Raw genomic sequence first — 16753 nt, forward strand, 5'->3', positions numbered from 1 at the left:
TCACGCATGGGGGTGAAGACTTACCAGCAGATGCCTTCCAGCACCTCGGTACTTGTGGTCTTCATGAAGCCCACAAGGTCAATCACCCGCTTGCCCTCAGGCACCTCCGAAATCACCGTTTCGAACAGCTCGTCGTTGTTGCCGACCACGATCACGTCCGCGTGATCAATCACGCCACGCAGGTCGCTGTGCATCAGGTTCGAGAGGTGCGGAATCTTCTGGTTGATGTATTCGCGGTTGGCGCCGTGGGTGCGGGCGTAATCCACGTTGCGGTCGAAGATCTGCAGGTCATACCCCTTGCCAATCAGCATCTCGGCCAGCTCCACCAGCGGGCTTTCCCGCAGATCATCGGTGTTGGACTTGAAGCTCAGGCCGAGCATGCTCACCTTGCGACAGCCGTAGCCGGTGAGGATCTTGAAGGCATGAGCAACCTGCTCATTGTTACTGCTCATGATCGAGCTCAGCAGCGGGTGCTTCACGTCCATCTGATTGGCCCGGTAAGTCAGTGCGCGCACGTCTTTGGGCAGACAGGAACCGCCGAAGGCGAAGCCCGGGCGCATGTAATAGCGGGAAATGTTCAGCTTCTTGTCCTGGCAGACAACGTCCATGACGTCCCGGCCGTCCACGCCCATCGACTTGGCAATATTGCCGATCTCGTTGGCGAAGCTGACTTTGGTCGCGTGCCAGATGTTGCAGGTGTACTTGATCATCTCAGCCACTTCGATGGGCTTACGGATGATGGGGGCATCAAGGTCCTGGTATATCCGCGCCAGGAACTCGCCGGAGCGTTCGTCGAGCTCACCAATGACCGTCATCGGAGGGTGGTCATAATCCTTGATCGCCGTGCTTTCCCGCAGGAATTCCGGGTTCACACACACACCGAAATCAACGCCGGCGCGTTTCCCGGACGCTTTCTCCAAAGCCGGGATGACCACCTCACGAACCGTTCCGGGCAGCACCGTGCTACGCACCGCTACCAGGTGCCAGTCACCCTTGTCCTTCAGGGCATTACCGATATCGCTACACACTTTCTCGACAAACTGCAGGTCAAGATCACCATTTGGCTTGCTGGGCGTGCCCACGCAGATCATCGACAGCTCACTCTCCTGGACCGCGATGTGCCCGTCGGTAACGCCGTTGATGAATCCGTTCTCGCGCCCGCTCCGGAGCAGCTCCTCCAGCCCCGGCTCCACAATGGGAGACCTGCCGCTGTTGATCAGATCAATTTTGATGGGCGACACATCCACACCGACCACGTGATGCCCCCGCTGGGCCAGACTGGCGGTACACACCGCCCCGACATAACCCAAACCAAAAATACTGACTCGCATATCCTTTACTCCCCTGACTGTCATCCAGCGACTCCCACCCGGGAGCCGCCATGAATCCAACGACTGACTACTGGTTGACTGATGACACTCAAAAGGCTCGGTACAGCGACCCCGAAATCGGAAAAGAGGTTCTTTTTTGAACTTTTCCCCGCGACCGGTGTCTGATTACGAACAGGCACGCTCAACAGAAAACGTTGCCCTGATGCGCCTTTTGAGTATCCAGTTTGAGTTGGGGGAACACGAAGACGGACAAATCACCGGCAAGCGATCTACGTCGTCCACAGCGTTCCAACAGCCAGAAAACTATCGTAACGAAACGTTAAATGCCTGTTACGAAAAGATAATTTCAACTATAGGCAAGGGATACATGTCTTGATTTTTGGTGTGCACAATTGGAATACAGGAAAGACCTAGTCGCCTGACAACGCAGAAGAAATGAAAAAGGAAATCATCAGAGCATGCACCGATAAGGTACATATGAGAGAAAGGAGTGCGCTTTTCTATTTCGTAATCGCAAAAAAATAAAAATCGATATTATAAAATCGAATCAAACGCGATTTTTTCGTATGGAACCCATTTGAATCTTTCGTCGTTATACAGGGTCGTATCGAGAAAAATACCGCTCAAAGACAGTGAAACTCAGCCGATCACCGACTGAGCCCCACCCCTGAACCCCACCAAAGAGGTGAGATTCGTGTTAACGCGCAGCTGCTTTATTTAGGCGCCATGCGCAGTGCACAGTCCAGGCGGATAACCTCCCCGTTGAGGATCGGGTTGCGCACCATTTGATCTACCAACATGCCAAACTCTTCAGCCTTGCCCAATCGCTTGGGGAAAGGCAGCGTGGCCGCGAGACTGTCCTGCACCTCCTGTGGCATGCCCGCCATCATTGGCGTCATAAAGATTCCCGGAGCAATAGTGTTGACCCGAATACCTTCCCGAGCAAGCTCGCGGGCGGCCTGAAGTGTCAGCGATACCACGCCACCCTTTGATGCACTGTAGGCTGCCTGGCCAATCTGGCCCTCGTAAGCCGCCACAGACGCCGTGTTGATAATCACACCCCGTTCGCCATCCGCATTGGGCTCCCGCTGGGCCATATCGGCCGCGGCGAGACGCAGAATGTTAAAGGACCCAATCAGGTTGACCTGAACCACCTTGCTGAATGCCTCAAGCGGCATCACACCATCCCGGCCCAGGATCTTAGCGGCCGGAGCAATACCCGCGCAGCTGACCGCCACGCCGCAGGGCCCATGCGCCTTACGGGCTTCGCTGAACGCGGCTTCCGCACTCTCAGAAGACGTCACGTCGCAGTAAATAAAGACGCCCCCAATGTCTTCCGCCACTTTTCTACCCTGCTCCTCCTGAACATCCAGAATCGCCACACGGCACCCAGCTGCCGCCAGGGCACGCGCTGAGCCCTCGCCCAAGCCGGATGCACCGCCTGTTACAATCGCTGCCACATTTTTGAATTCCATCATTCACTCCTGTTTCACATATCTGTTGGTTGAAATCGGGCCTTAAAAATACTTTACGTTTACGTAAACTTTATCTAACCTAAGTCTAAAAAGGAAATCTCTATGGACATCAAGAAAACTTACAGCATCAGCGAGCTGGCCAAAGAGTTCGACGTGACGACACGAAGCGTACGCTTCTACGAAGATCAGGGTCTACTGCACCCCACCCGGCGCGGCCAGACCCGGATCTTCAGCTCGAAGGACCGGGTGCGGCTGAAGCTGATCCTCCGGGGCAAACGCATGGGCTTTTCCCTGGCGGAAACCAAGGAGCTTTTTGACCTGTGGGACGAAACCCTCAGCGGCAACGAAAAACAGCTCCTGCTGATGCTGGACACCCTGGCCCGCAAACGGGCGCAACTGGAGCAACAGAAAAACGACATTGCCCAGGCAGAAATGGAAATGGACACCGCAGAAGCAAGATGCCGCGAGGCGCTTGCTGACCTGCAACAACGAAAGCGTAAACAGACAAAGGCCACCACCAAAGAGCCTGAGTCCACCGAGCAGAAATAACAGCAAGATCAAAAGGTAGCCAACCATGAAATCACAATACTCAGAGTTCAACTTCGGCCTCGGCGAGACCCTGGACATGCTGCGCGAGCAGATCAACGGCTTTGCCGCCAGTGAAATCGCCCCCCGCGCCGAAGCCATCGACCATGACAACCTGTTCCCCAACGACCTGTGGAAAAAGTTCGGTGACATGGGTCTGCTGGGTATTACCGTTGACGAAGCCTACGGCGGCTCCGGCATGGGCTACCTCGCACACGTCATCGCCATGGAGGAAATCAGCCGTGCCTCTGCATCCGTGGGACTCTCTTACGGCGCGCACTCCAACCTGTGCGTTAACCAGATCAACCGCAACGGCTCCGACGAGCAGAAAGAAAAGTACCTGCCCAAGCTCATCAGCGGTGAACACATCGGCGCCCTGGCCATGTCCGAACCCAACGCCGGTTCCGACGTCGTCTCCATGAAACTCAGCGCCAAAGACGCCGGCGACCACTATGTGCTCAACGGCAGCAAAATGTGGATCACCAACGGCCCCGACGCCCACGTCTATGTGATCTACGCCAAAACCGATCCGTCTGCCGGCCCGCGCGGCATCACCGCCTTCATTGTGGAACGCGACACCCCGGGATTCAGCCAGGCCCAGAAGCTCGACAAACTCGGCATGCGCGGCTCCAACACCTGTGAGCTGGTGTTCGAAGACGCCAAAGTGCCCAAGGAAAACGTCATGGGCGGCGAAGGCAACGGCGCCAAAGTCCTGATGAGCGGCCTCGACTACGAACGCCTCGTGCTCTCCGGCGGCCCGCTGGGCATCATGCAGGCCGCCATGGACGTAGTCGTACCCTACATCCGCGAGCGCAAACAGTTCGGCCAGGCCATCGGTGAATTCGAGCTGGTGCAGGGCAAAGTGGCTGACATGTACACCTGGATGAATACCGCCAAGTCCTACGTCTACATGGTCGCCATGTCCGCCGACCGCGGCAACACCACCCGCAAAGACGCCGCCGGCGCGATCCTCTACTCCGCCGAAATGGCCACCAAGCTGGCCCTCGACGCCATCCAGTTGCTGGGCGGTAACGGCTACATCAACGAGTACCCGACAGGCCGTTTGCTGCGGGACGCCAAGCTGTATGAAATCGGCGCTGGCACGTCCGAAATCCGCCGGATGCTGATCGGTCGCGAGCTGTACCTGAACAACTGATAAAGCAGCTCAAAGCCACTGGTCCTTACAGCTTTAAAGAGGCCAGCACCCAAAGTATGACGAGGGACTGGCGGGGTGTCTTTCCGGGAATGTCTCCGGCCATGGATGGCCGGAGTCAAGCGCACATGGACGTGCTCGTAGCGTGTCCCGGAAAGACACCCTGTCAGTCCCGAAGCCCCGTAACTCGAGGCCAGGAAAATGACGATACTGCAAAGCAAAGTGAACCCAAGGTCCGAAGAATTCCAGGCCAACCAGGAATCCATGGCCAAGGCCGTGGCCGATCTGCGGGACAAAGTAACCACCATCCAGCAAGGCGGCGGCCCCTCCTACCAGGAACGCCACATCGCCCGCGGCAAACTGCTCCCAAGGGAACGCATCAACCGCCTGCTGGACGACGGCTCCCCCTTCCTGGAAGTGGGCCAGTTCGCCGCCTACAACGTCTATGACGAAGAAGTCCCGGCCGCAGGCGTCGTCGCCGGCGTCGGCCGCGTCTCCGGCACCGAATGCATGATCATCGCCAACGACGCCACCGTTAAAGGCGGCAGCTACTACCCGTTGACGGTCAAGAAACACCTGCGCGCCCAGGAAATCGCCCTGCAGAACCGCCTGCCCTGCATCTACCTGGTCGACTCCGGCGGCGCCAACCTGCCACGGCAGGACGACGTCTTCCCCGACCGCGACCACTTCGGCCGCATCTTCTACAACCAGGCCCGCATGTCCGCCGACGACATTCCCCAGATCGCCGTCGTCATGGGCCTGTGCACCGCCGGCGGTGCCTACGTACCCGCCATGGCCGACGAATCCATCATCGTGCGCAACCAGGGCACCATCTTCCTGGCCGGCCCGCCGCTGGTAAAAGCCGCCACCGGTGAAGTCGTCAGCGCCGAAGACCTGGGCGGTGCCGACGTGCACTGCAAAGTCTCCGGGGTGGCCGATCATTACGCCGAGAACGACGCCCACGCCCTGGAAATCGCCCGTCGCTGCATCTCCAATCTCAACCGCCGCAAACCGGCCGACGTGGAGATCCGCAAACCCAAGGCACCGCTGTACAACGCCGAAGAAATCTACGGCATTGTCGGCACCGACCTGCGTAAACAGTTCGACGTGCGCGACGTCATTGCCCGCATCGTCGACGGCTCCGAATTCGACGAATTCAAACGCTACTACGGCCAGACCCTGGTGACCGGTTTTGCCCATATCCACGGCTACCCGGTGGGCATCATCGCCAACAACGGTATCCTGTTCAGCGAGTCCGCCCAGAAAGGCGCGCACTTCATTGAACTGTGCTGCCAGCGCAACATCCCGCTGCTGTTCCTGCAGAACATCACCGGCTTCATGGTGGGCCAGAAGCACGAATCCGAAGGCATCGCCAAGCACGGCGCCAAGATGGTCATGGCCGTGGCCTGCGCCGAGGTGCCCAAGATCACCGTATTGATCGGCGGCAGCTTTGGCGCCGGCAACTACGGCATGTGCGGCCGCGCCTATAGCCCCGACTTCCTGTGGATGTGGCCCAACGCCCGCATCTCCGTGATGGGCGGCGAACAGGCCGCCGGCGTACTCGCCACCGTCAAACGCGAAGGCATGGAGCGCAAAGGCCAGGAGTGGAGTGCCGATGAAGAGGCCGAGTTCAAGAAGCCCATCGTCGACTCCTACGAACATCAGGGCCACCCCTACTACGCCAGCGCCCGCCTGTGGGACGACGGCGTGATCGACCCGGCCCAGACCCGGGAAGTGGTCGCCCTGAGCCTGTCCGCCACCCTGAACCGCCCGGCCAAGCCAACACGCTTCGGCGTGTTCCGCATGTGACGGAGGAGAACACCATGACCGAACAGGAAACCGCGGTTCTACTCAATCGCCGCAGCGGCGGCGTCACCGAGGTGGTGCTGAACCGCCCGGACAAACGCAACGCCTTTGACGACGTCATCATCCAGCAACTGATCAACGCGCTGGAAGCCGTAAACACCGATGACAGCACCAGCGTTGTCATCCTGCGCTCCGAGGGCAAGCACTTCTCCGCTGGCGCGGACCTGGGCTGGATGCGCCGCATGGCGGACAACAGCCGCCAGGAAAACCTGGACGACTCGCGGGAACTGGCGCGGCTGATGAACGTGCTTAACCACCTGTCCAAGCCGGTGATCGGCCTGGTGCAGGGTGCTGCCTTCGGTGGAGCCGTCGGCCTGGCCGCCTGCTGCGACATCGTGCTCGCCACCGAGAAAGCCAGCTTCTGCCTGAGCGAAGTGAAACTCGGCCTGATCCCCGCTGTGATCAGCCCCTACGTGGTACGCGCCATTGGCGAGCGCCAGGCCCGCCGTTACTTCCTGTCCGCCGAAGTGTTTTCCGCAACGCAGGCGCAGGAATACGGCCTGGTGCACATCGTCTGTGACGATGTTGAAGCCATGAACGCACGCTGTAACGAGATGCTGCAGCAACTGGCCATCAACGGCCCAGAAGCCATGAAAGCGGCGAAAGACCTGGTGTTTGCCGTCAGCCACAAGCCGATCAGCGCCGATGTGATCGACGATACCGCACAACGCATTGCCGACATCCGGGTGGGTGCCGAAGGGCAGGAGGGACTTGGTGCCTTCCTGAACAAACGCAAGGCCAACTGGGTTCCGGAGGAAGAATAACCATGTTCAGCAAAATCCTGATCGCCAACCGGGGCGAAATCGCCTGCCGGATCATACAGACCGCCCACCGCATGGGCATTCGCGTTGTCGCTGTCTACTCGGACGCCGACGCCGACGCGCGCCATGTCGCCATGGCTGACGAAGCCTTCAACATCGGCCCTGCAGCCAGCTCCGAGAGCTACCTCAAAGCCGACAAGATCATCGAGGTGGCGAAAGAAAGCGGCGCCCAGGCCGTTCACCCGGGCTACGGGTTCCTCTCCGAGAACACCCAGTTCGCCGAAGCCTGCGAAGCCAACAACATCGTGTTCATCGGCCCGCCCTCCTCCGCCATCGCGGCCATGGGTTCCAAGTCCGCCGCCAAGGCCATTATGGAAAAAGCCGGCGTGCCCCTGGTGCCGGGTTACCACGGTGACGACCAGACTCCGGACACCCTGCGCAAGGAAGCCGAGAAGTGCGGCTTCCCACTGCTGCTGAAAGCCGTCGCCGGCGGTGGTGGCAAAGGCATGCGCGTGGTCGAGCGAATGGAAGACTTCGACGATGCCCTGGCCGCCGCCAAGCGGGAATCGAAGAACGCCTTCGGCAACCCGGACATGCTCATCGAACGCTACCTGACCCAGCCACGCCACGTGGAGATTCAGGTGTTCTGTGACAAGAGCGGCAAAGGCGTCTACTTGGCCGAGCGCGACTGTTCGGTTCAGCGCCGCCACCAGAAAGTGCTGGAAGAAGCCCCCGCCCCGGGCCTGAGCGAAGACACCCGCAAAGCCATGGGCGAAGCGGCCGTCAAAGCCGCCCAGGCCATCAACTACGTCGGCGCCGGCACCGTGGAATTCCTCTACGACGTGGACGGCTCCTTCTTCTTTATGGAAATGAACACCCGCCTGCAGGTAGAGCACCCGGTCACCGAAATGGTCACCGGCCAGGACCTGGTGGAATGGCAGTTGAAAGTCGCCTGGGGCGATGCGCTGCCGCTGGAACAGTCCCAAGTGAAAACCCGGGGCCACGCCCTGGAAGCACGTATTTACGCCGAAGACCCGGACCAGGATTTCCTGCCCGCCACCGGCAACCTGCGCTACCTGAGCACGCCCGATGAAAGCGCCCACGTGCGGGTGGATACTGGCGTCACCGAAGGCGACGACATCAGCATCCACTACGACCCGATGATCGCCAAGCTCATCGTGTGGGACGAAACCCGGGACCAGGCCATCAACCGTATGGTGCAGGCTCTGGAGCACTACCGCATCGCCGGCGTGAAAACTAACATCCGTTTCCTCCACGCCCTGGCCGACGCCCAGCCGTTCCGGGAAGCGGATCTGACCACCGGCTTTATCGAGGACCATCGCGAACTGCTGTTCCCGAAATCCCGGCTCGACACCCACAAGGCCCTGGTGCTGGCCGCCGGCTTCGTGCTGGAACAGCGCAAGTCCCGGGAAGTGATCAGCACCGACCCCTGGTCGCCTTTTGGCCGCCAGAACAGCTGGCGCATGAACTCTGAATACGCCCAGCCCCTGCAACTGCAGGTGGGTGAGGACATCCACGAACTGAAAGTGCTGGAACGGGACGACCGCTATCAGGTGTTTGTGGGTGACAGTGTCTACAACCTGACGGCGAAGCTGGACGACGACTACCTGCAGGCGGTCATCAACGGCCACCGCATCAGCGTTCACGGCAACCTGCACAACGATCAGCTGGTGCTCTTCTACGAAGGCGACACCTTCCAGTGCATCCTCTACCGGGAAACCTACGGCTTCGAGGAAATGGCCGGTGAAGGCAGCCTGGCCGCGCCCATGAACGGCGCCATCGTGGCGGTACAGACCAAGGTAGGCGACACCGTGACCGCCGGCCAGAGCCTGGTAATCATGGAAGCCATGAAAATGGAGCATGCCATCAAGGCCCCGGCCGACGGTGTGGTGACCGACATCTTCTTCGCCGAAGGCGATCAGGTGTCCGAAGGCGCCGAACTGATCGCCATCGAAGTCACCGACGACGAGGAGGCAGGCTAATGGCCTTTCCGACGCAGGTAAGACTGGTTGAAATGAGCCCCCGGGACGGCCTTCAGAACGAACCCGGCCCGGTGATCGACACCGCCATCAAGACCGGCCTGATCGACCGGCTGGCCGACTGTGGCCTCAACCACATCGAATCCGCCAGCTTCGTGTCGCCAAAATGGGTGCCCCAGATGGGCGACGCCGCCGAGGTGATGGCCGGCATCAAGCGTAAAGCCGGTGTGCGCTACTCCGTGCTCACCCCCAACCTCAGGGGCTTCGAAAACGCCCTGGCGGCCGGGGTGGACGAAGTCGCCGTGTTCGGCGCTGCGTCGGAATCGTTCAGCCAGAAAAACATCAACTGCTCCATCGCCGAAAGCCTCGAGCGCTTCCTGCCGGTGATGGAAGCGGCCAAACAACACCACATCCCGGTACGCGGCTACGTCTCCACCGTGCTCGGCTGCCCCTACGAGGGCGACATCGCCCCCGAACAGGTGGCCAAAGTCGCCAAGGCCCTGGCCGAACTCGGCTGCTACGAAATCTCCCTGGGCGACACCATCGGCGTGGGCACCCCGCTGAAAGCCAAACGCATGCTCGAAGCCGTGGCCGCCGAAGTGCCGATTGAGAAGCTCGCTGCCCACTTCCACGACACCTACGGCCAGGCCCTGGCCAATCTTTACGCGGTGCTGGAAGAAGGCATCTCGGTGATTGATGCGTCTGTTGCCGGCCTCGGCGGCTGCCCTTACGCCAAGGGCGCCTCCGGCAACGTCGCCACGGAAGACGTGCTATACCTTCTGAACGGATTGGGCATCAAGACCGGCGTCGATCTGGACAAACTGGTCACCACCGGCGAGTGGATCAGTGGACAACTCAAACGCCATAACGGCTCAAAAGTCGGCCAAGCTCTCGGAGGAAACTGCTCATGAGCCATCACAACAACGTCGTCGCCCTGGATCTCCCGATCCCCGAGATCAAGGACATGCCGGAAGACACCCAGAAGTACTTCCAGATCTGCCAGGAAAAACTCGGCATGATCCCCAATGTTCTGACCGCGTACAGCCAGAACCTGAAGCAGCTTGAGGGCTTTACCCGGCTCTACAACGAACTGATGCTCGGCGAAGGCGAACTCAGCAAACTGGAACGCGAGATGGTCGCTGTCGTGGTGTCCTCCGAAAACAAGTGCTTCTACTGCCTGGTGGCCCACGGTGCTGCCGTGCGGGTGCTGAGTGGCGACCCCGTGCTGGGCGAACACATGGTGATGAACTACCGCAGCGCCAAACTCGACAAGCGCCAGCGCGCCATGCTCGATTTCACATCGCACCTCACCCGCTCCCCGGCGACCGTTACCGAAGAACACACCCAGGCCCTGCGGGACGCTGGCCTCAGCGACAGTGCTATCTGGGACCTGAGCAACCTGATTGGCTTCTACAACATGTCCAATCGGGTGGCCATCGCCAGCGATATGCAACCGAATCCTGAATATCACAACCAGAGCCGCTAGCAGGCTGATTCAAACCTGCAGCTTGCCCTCGACGACAAAAACAATGGAGGCAGACACCATGAGCATGACTCTTCCCAGCTACACCAGCGGTACCTCCGAAGTACCCCTGCTGGGCATGACCATCGGCGCAATGCTCGACCGCACCGCCGAAAAATACCCGGACACCGAAGCCCTGGTCGCCCTGCACCAGGACATCCGCTGGACCTATAAAGAGTTCGTGGCAAAGGTCAACGAAGCCGCCCGCGCCTTCATGGCCATCGGCGTCAAACGCGGCGACCGCGTAGGCATCTGGTCCCCCAACCGCTACGAGTGGACCGTCACCCAGTTCGCCACCGCCAAGGTGGGCGCCATCCTGGTCAACATCAACCCGGCCTACGGCTTGCACGAACTGGATTACGCCATGAACCTGGCCGGTATCTCCGTGCTGGTCACCGCAGACAGTTTCAAAGCCTCTGACTACCGCAAGATGGTCTACGACCTGGCCCCCGAACTGAAAGCCGCCACCCCCGGCAAGCTCAAAGCCCAGAAAGTGCCCGAGCTGCGCGCCGTGATCAACCTGGACAAAGACAAGCACGACGGCATGTGGACCTGGGCCGAGTTTGTCGGCTTCGCCAGCGACGTCAGCCAGGAAGAACTGGACAAGGTACAGGGCCAACTGCAGTTCGATGACCCCATCAACATCCAGTTCACCTCCGGCACCACCGGTAACCCCAAGGGCGCCACCCTCACCCACCACAACATCCTCAACAACGGATACTTTGTGGCGGAGAGCCAACTGCTCACCGAGAAAGACCGCCTGGTCATTCCCGTGCCCCTGTACCACTGCTTCGGCATGGTGATGGGCAACCTGGGCTGCATCACCCATGGCGCCACCATGATCTACCCGGGTGAAGGCTTCGAGCCCAAATCCGTACTGCAGGCCGTGCACCAGGAAAAAGCCACCGCCCTGTACGGCGTGCCCACCATGTTCATCGCCGAACTGGCCGAGCCGGACTTCGAAACCTACGACCTTTCCACCCTGCGCACCGGCATCATGGCTGGTTCCATCTGCCCGGCAGAGGTGATGAAAAAGGTCAACGGCAAGATGAACATGAAAGAAGTGCAGATTGCCTACGGCATGACCGAAACCAGCCCCGTGTCCACCCAGACCAGCTCCCTGGACCCGTTCGAGAAACAGGTCACCACCGTGGGCCGCACCCAGCCCCACCTGGAAACCAAAATCGTCGACCCCGGCAACGGCAACGTGGTCCCACGCGGCGAAATCGGCGAGCTGTGCACCCGTGGCTACAGCGTGATGCTGAAGTACTGGAACAACGACGAGAAAACCCGCGAAGCCATCGATAGCGCCGGCTGGATGCACACCGGTGACCTGGCCACCATGGACGAAGACGGTTACATCCAGATCGTCGGCCGCATCAAGGACATGGTCATCCGCGGCGGCGAGAACATCTACCCGAAAGAAATCGAGGAATTCCTCTACACCCACCCTGCCATCGAGGAAGTGCAGGTGACCGGCATCCCCGACGACAAATACGGCGAAGAACTCATTGCCTGGGTGAAACTACGCCCCGACGCCGACCCCGTCACCGGCGACGAGCTGCGGGAATTCTGCAAAGGCAAAATCGCCCACTTCAAGATCCCCAGGAACTACAAGTTCGTGGATGAATTCCCGATGACCGTCACCGGGAAGATCCAGAAGTTCAAGATGCGGGAGATTTCTATCGAGGAGATGGGGCTTAAACCATAAACCCCAGTTCGTTAAAAAGCCTCCAGCCCTAGCTGGAGGCTTTTTAACTGATCCATGTAACCCATTCTGTTCGCTGAACTAGATCTTAGCCAGCAAGCCTTTACAAAAGATTCAACAGTGAGCTATTTCACCCCAACGGTGAATTGTCCCTGGTCAGGGGTCACTCCGAGCAAATCAATTAGACTTCCGCCCCTACTGATATAGTTCAAAGTTTGCGAACCACCGTCGGACTCAGACATCAAAACCCCACCTCCAGGTCCTACAGCCCAAGTACCTGAGGGCGGTTCCATTCCAAATGCCGCCATCCGATCAAACCACTCATAAGTAAAGGCATCAACACGTTCTAGAAATCCTGTATTCCTATAGCCCGAAGAGGGTTTCCAGCCCGGCGTTGAGACAACCTCTGAACTAGCGACAACGCTACCTTTCAAGCGAGCACGGTAATTTCCGTCCATTTCACCTCCCAACTCGTGAGAGACTGTATACGCCAAAAAGTCGGCTCTTAGATCCAGATAGTGGACAACGACTATCCGATTCCCACCGTCCTCGGCGTAATCTCCTGCTTCAATTCCAAATTCGCCAAAACTGGTCATATGGGCAAATTTCGGATAATACTGAACACAATCCGGATCTGGATCCAGACTACTGTAGCATATGATTTTTAATTCAGTATTTGGTATGAGAGATTCTCCATTGACCTCCAACCATCTCTCCGCCGATAGTCTAAGCTCCACGCTCTCTGACTTGATGAAATCAACTGCAAGCACAGCTGACCCCATTGAGCTTGCCTGCGTATTAGAACTCAAGTTCGCGCCTAAAACCCCCCTCTCAGAAGCCGCTACTTCGACAGACAGCTTATTCACAACACTGACATAAACGTCATATTCATCGCCCCAGTTTGTGATCGTCGTTTCGACCCAGCGTACCGACTTAGCTGCCGTGCCTGCTTGATCAAAAAACCATCCCCCACTAATTTCTCCATTTTGAGGCTGGCTCAGTATTTCACGCCAGCCATCAGGGTTGGTCCCTGCGTCATATAAATCGGGTGAAGTGGAAAGAGTATTTGGGCGAACATAAAGTGTGTCGGTGTAAGATTCATTCACCATAGCCACAAGCCATTCGTCACCAACGCCATCTTCAATGATTGCGGCACCATGTACGTTCCCTGGTGCCACAGCAAACAACTTGCCGCCACTATAAATCTGGCTGGAAAAGCCCTCCTCTCCAAAATACCTTGAGGAAGGTCCATGCCAACTTAATATACGTGTGGGTGTACCGCCTACGTATTGTCCCTTCCAATCAATATTACCGAACGCCGCATTATCGGTATTTACCGCGTTCCAACTGCCATCATGAGTCAGAAACTTTGCCGCCGTTGCAGTTTGTGCAACCAGCCCATGGTCACCCTGTTCCTTGAGTTCAACCGTTTTAGCTTGGACTACCTGTCCTTTCGTGCCTATCGCCTGGATCGAAAGGAAGACCCGCTCATCGGATAAGCCGGATACCGTTGCCTCTCTTTGCGTACGCCCAAATTCCGCCAACTTCTCCCAGGCGTCATTTTCGTGTGTGTTTTCATCTTGCTGAGCCAAAACTGGGTCATCAGTGAGATACGCATCAAATCGCTGAATGAACGCTTCATCAGCCTGCTCAACCGACCACTCGATATCAGCGCTTGTAGGGTCGTTCGACTTCCGAAATGCCTTTACTATCTCGGGAGGAGATATCTTTTTCGGGACCACGCTCACATCGATTCTTCGAATCGGTACTGCAACCCCAGGTGACGTATTCCCTACCTGAGAAATCTGGACGACATCTCTATATTCCCTAACTTCTCTTGAGCCCTGGTTATTGAACGTCATCGAGAGTGTTTGAGTCTCACCCGGCTCCAATTCACCTCTGTCCGGATACACCATCAGGTAACTGTCGGCCTGGTAATCCGCTCTCCAGCTCAGTGACTGCCCGCCCACATTTTTGACGGAAATAGTTCGAACAATATTCTCACTGCTTCCCTCTTCAATAATTTCGGATATGCCACTACCGTTGACAAGCATGGCTGCAGGAGCAGGGCCGCACATATTTAGTTTATTCTCAAAAATCTTGCCTTCTTTCGAACCGATTTTGACTTGAAGGCCCGGAGGCGTAATCCCAACAACCTCAAAAAACTTTTTTCCGCCTGTGGTTTCCCACTTTAAGACGCTTTCCAGCCCCGCATAAATGCCATATGTGAGCGATTCATTACACGCTGATGTTAAGTCGTACGATGATCGCATCTCGGAATAGCCCTGAATATCAATCGCGGGGCCCATTAAGTCGTATATCTGAACCGTAGGTTGCGCGCCCACATACATCCGGAATCTTGCCTGGCTTTCAACAACGGGTTCTCCGGGGCTCCAGTCACTGCTGTAGCCGCTCGAATACTCAAACCCCACCCCTTTTGAGTAGTAGATGCCAGCGAAAACCGACGATGTCAGGTTGGATTCAAGTCCCAACTGTCCCGTCACCTCACCATTCGCACCCAGGTATACGTCAACATAGGGATTCAAATAAACGGGCACAAAACCTATTAAGAAACTCGTTCTAGCAAAATTTATACGACCGAGCTTTCTCCGTACAACGTCATTTCCACCTGCACCCTTCTGAGTCTTCAAAGACCCACTGGCCATAAGCGTAATGTTTGCCTCATTACTGATGGAGGGAGAGACCTTAAAGAACTTAAGCCCCTCCTCATATTCGAATGAGGCGCTCACATCGAGCTCAAACTTCACATCAAGGCTGCCAGAGAGTTCCAGCAATTGGCCATCGACGTCCCAGGTTCCACTGTCTTGTAGCGTTGATTTAGTATTGGCTTCGGCTGGCTCTACCGACAAACTAATAACAGACGGGTCATTGCTTGACTGGGCCAATAATTTATAGGGCTTTATAGTTATTGATTGAGAGGCGGGAGAGGTTGGGTATTCAATCGACTCTATATCGTCCGCAGAGAACGCCTTACTGAACGTACCCGTTCCTTTTTGAATGACATCAGTAAGTTTCGCCTGCTGATATCCAAACTCGACCGAGTCCCCATGGCTGATAACATCCTGCACACTGACCAAGAGCGGCTTATCGTTGACTACGAGGGATACCTGGTCACCCGACGACAGGTTGATCAATCGGTTTTTCAGGGTCTCATCAGCAGGCAGGTCAACCGTTATTCTATCTGGCGAGACTTGGCCAGTGAGTCCTTCCCCGAGGCCTACATAGTTAGCCGAAATGGCTACTTCTGTGTATCCAAAGTTGATTTCCACGACCCGATCGCGCAGAAAGCTCTTTATTTCACAGCGAGTCCCATCTGCACTGACTTTATCGCAGCCATCCCATCCCAGCATTCTGCTCCCGGAGTCCGGGTAGGCAGTTAGATAGTAACTATTGGAACGACTTTTGGAGACATGAAAGCGTGTTTTTATTTGCTCCGGGTCGTATACCCTTTCACCATTTTCATCCAGCACGTACCCGGCACCGAAACCAACCACGGTAATACCCGCGTGGCTGGAGATTGTTTCATCCTGAGCTAACGAAACGCTTCCACCAAACAGATTTTTGATTTCCACATCGATCTCGTCGGTGGAAGCGCCCGAAAGAACGAGTTCAACATACGTCTGCATGTCACAACATACGGTTGAAAAATCAAAAGCCAGACTGGCCGTGTGCTGAGGATCATTCGGATTAAAATCGAGAACGTCTTGATGGTTAACCGCCCCATCCCCATTCAAGTCTTCCTTGAGAAATAGGCCTGCGAGGTAGTTTAAATAGTTAACAGAGTCAGACCGTTCCGACCTTTGTAGGTATGCGCTCGAAACTCGCCACACCAGGTCAGATAAAGGACTTACATTGATTCCGTTACGAACATCTTCGACAGCGGCTACTGCAAACACTTCTGCATTTTCAGAAATCGCCAATGATTGGCCGCTAACGTCGGCACCGCCGGTCACCCTCACAACAACCAGTTCCTCGGACTGAGGTGCCGTAAGATCCACTGCCCACTGACTTACCTTCAAGCCATCAGAACCATCACTCACTGATGTGTGGGCGTAGGTTTCCGAGCCTAAAAGATCAGTAACAGCAACATCACCTCCCGCATTTTGCAAGAAGTAGGCGTGGCCGATTTCAGGAGGCGCATTCGTGTCTGAAGATGAGTTTCCGCGACAACCAAGGAGAGTTAAAAACAGTGCGAGCAGTACGAAAAACTTCGAAGATAATCGTAGCATTATGATCAATCCTTTAATCCACAACAAAAAGCATTTCCTTTTGACGCTGCGACCTTAACATAATTTAATGTAAACAAACATGAAACAGCTTGCGACTCCTTC

General features: G+C 56.9%; 11 protein-coding genes. 8 read left to right on the forward strand and 3 right to left on the reverse strand.

All coding sequences use genetic code 11. The annotated features are described in order from the left end of the window. Positions 1-20: 20 nt before the first annotated feature. Together B3M52_RS16525 and B3M52_RS16530 are read right to left on the reverse strand one after the other, a co-directional pair. A complete protein-coding gene (locus B3M52_RS16525; protein ID WP_036202667.1) occupies positions 21-1331 on the reverse strand; it encodes a nucleotide sugar dehydrogenase in 1311 nt (436 codons plus the stop codon). 713 nt (positions 1332-2044) lie between these two features. Next, positions 2045-2806, reverse strand: a complete 762-nt coding sequence (locus tag B3M52_RS16530) for an SDR family NAD(P)-dependent oxidoreductase (protein ID WP_007153315.1) — start codon at positions 2804-2806, stop codon at positions 2045-2047. 102 nt (positions 2807-2908) lie between these two features. Between B3M52_RS16530 and B3M52_RS16535 the strand changes: the two genes are divergently transcribed. The 8 genes from B3M52_RS16535 (at position 2909) to B3M52_RS16570 (ending at position 12404) form a co-directional block, all read left to right on the forward strand. Beyond that, positions 2909-3355 carry a MerR family transcriptional regulator gene (locus tag B3M52_RS16535; RefSeq protein WP_041334396.1) on the forward strand — a complete coding sequence of 149 codons (447 nt, stop codon included), beginning with the start codon at positions 2909-2911 and terminating at the stop codon, positions 3353-3355. A 25-nt stretch (positions 3356-3380) separates the two neighbouring features. After that, on the forward strand, positions 3381-4547 hold the full coding sequence (locus B3M52_RS16540; RefSeq protein ID WP_075195364.1) for an isovaleryl-CoA dehydrogenase: 1167 nt from the start codon (positions 3381-3383) through the stop codon (positions 4545-4547). 198 nt (positions 4548-4745) lie between these two features. Next, complete coding sequence (locus tag B3M52_RS16545) at positions 4746-6353, forward strand: carboxyl transferase domain-containing protein (protein WP_075195365.1); 1608 nt, start codon at positions 4746-4748, stop codon at positions 6351-6353. Between the two features lie 14 nt (positions 6354-6367). Further along, entirely contained in the window at positions 6368-7174 is an 807-nt protein-coding gene (locus tag B3M52_RS16550) for an enoyl-CoA hydratase-related protein (protein WP_075195366.1), read from the forward strand. Positions 7175-7176: 2 nt separating this feature from the next. Beyond that, positions 7177-9174: an acetyl/propionyl/methylcrotonyl-CoA carboxylase subunit alpha gene (locus B3M52_RS16555; protein WP_075195367.1), complete on the forward strand. Its 1998-nt coding sequence runs from the start codon at positions 7177-7179 to the stop codon at positions 9172-9174. After that, a complete protein-coding gene (locus tag B3M52_RS16560; protein WP_075195368.1) occupies positions 9174-10082 on the forward strand; it encodes a hydroxymethylglutaryl-CoA lyase in 909 nt (302 codons plus the stop codon). The genes B3M52_RS16555 and B3M52_RS16560 overlap by 1 nt, the downstream gene beginning before the upstream one ends. Further along, complete coding sequence (locus tag B3M52_RS16565) at positions 10079-10657, forward strand: peroxidase-related enzyme (RefSeq protein WP_075195369.1); 579 nt, start codon at positions 10079-10081, stop codon at positions 10655-10657. Before B3M52_RS16560 ends, B3M52_RS16565 begins: the two co-directional genes overlap by 4 nt. Positions 10658-10721: 64 nt before the next feature. Beyond that, positions 10722-12404 carry an AMP-binding protein gene (locus B3M52_RS16570; RefSeq protein WP_227662381.1) on the forward strand — a complete coding sequence of 561 codons (1683 nt, stop codon included), beginning with the start codon at positions 10722-10724 and terminating at the stop codon, positions 12402-12404. A 122-nt stretch (positions 12405-12526) separates the two neighbouring features. Here B3M52_RS16570 and B3M52_RS16575 read toward each other — a convergent pair whose 3' ends face one another. Further along, positions 12527-16678: a hypothetical protein gene (locus B3M52_RS16575; RefSeq protein ID WP_127402280.1), complete on the reverse strand. Its 4152-nt coding sequence runs from the start codon at positions 16676-16678 to the stop codon at positions 12527-12529. Positions 16679-16753 lie beyond the last annotated feature (75 nt).

Source organism: Marinobacter sp. UBA2688 (assembly GCF_002352785.1).
Lineage (GTDB): Bacteria > Pseudomonadota > Gammaproteobacteria > Pseudomonadales > Oleiphilaceae > Marinobacter > Marinobacter salarius.

What these genes read in the sequence shown, in the direction of transcription:
- B3M52_RS16555 (WP_075195367.1), top strand. Translation starts at nt 7,177, where the DNA reads ATGTTCAGCAAAATCCTGATCGCCAACCGGGGCGAAATCGCCTGCCGG.
- B3M52_RS16535 (WP_041334396.1), top strand. Translation starts at nt 2,909, where the DNA reads ATGGACATCAAGAAAACTTACAGCATCAGCGAGCTGGCCAAAGAGTTC.
- B3M52_RS16560 (WP_075195368.1), top strand. Translation starts at nt 9,174, where the DNA reads ATGGCCTTTCCGACGCAGGTAAGACTGGTTGAAATGAGCCCCCGGGAC.
- B3M52_RS16550 (WP_075195366.1), top strand. Translation starts at nt 6,368, where the DNA reads ATGACCGAACAGGAAACCGCGGTTCTACTCAATCGCCGCAGCGGCGGC.
- B3M52_RS16570 (WP_227662381.1), top strand. Translation starts at nt 10,722, where the DNA reads ATGACTCTTCCCAGCTACACCAGCGGTACCTCCGAAGTACCCCTGCTG.
- B3M52_RS16525 (WP_036202667.1), bottom strand. Translation starts at nt 1,331, where the DNA reads ATGCGAGTCAGTATTTTTGGTTTGGGTTATGTCGGGGCGGTGTGTACC.
- B3M52_RS16545 (WP_075195365.1), top strand. Translation starts at nt 4,746, where the DNA reads ATGACGATACTGCAAAGCAAAGTGAACCCAAGGTCCGAAGAATTCCAG.
- B3M52_RS16540 (WP_075195364.1), top strand. Translation starts at nt 3,381, where the DNA reads ATGAAATCACAATACTCAGAGTTCAACTTCGGCCTCGGCGAGACCCTG.
- B3M52_RS16530 (WP_007153315.1), bottom strand. Translation starts at nt 2,806, where the DNA reads ATGGAATTCAAAAATGTGGCAGCGATTGTAACAGGCGGTGCATCCGGC.
- B3M52_RS16565 (WP_075195369.1), top strand. Translation starts at nt 10,079, where the DNA reads ATGAGCCATCACAACAACGTCGTCGCCCTGGATCTCCCGATCCCCGAG.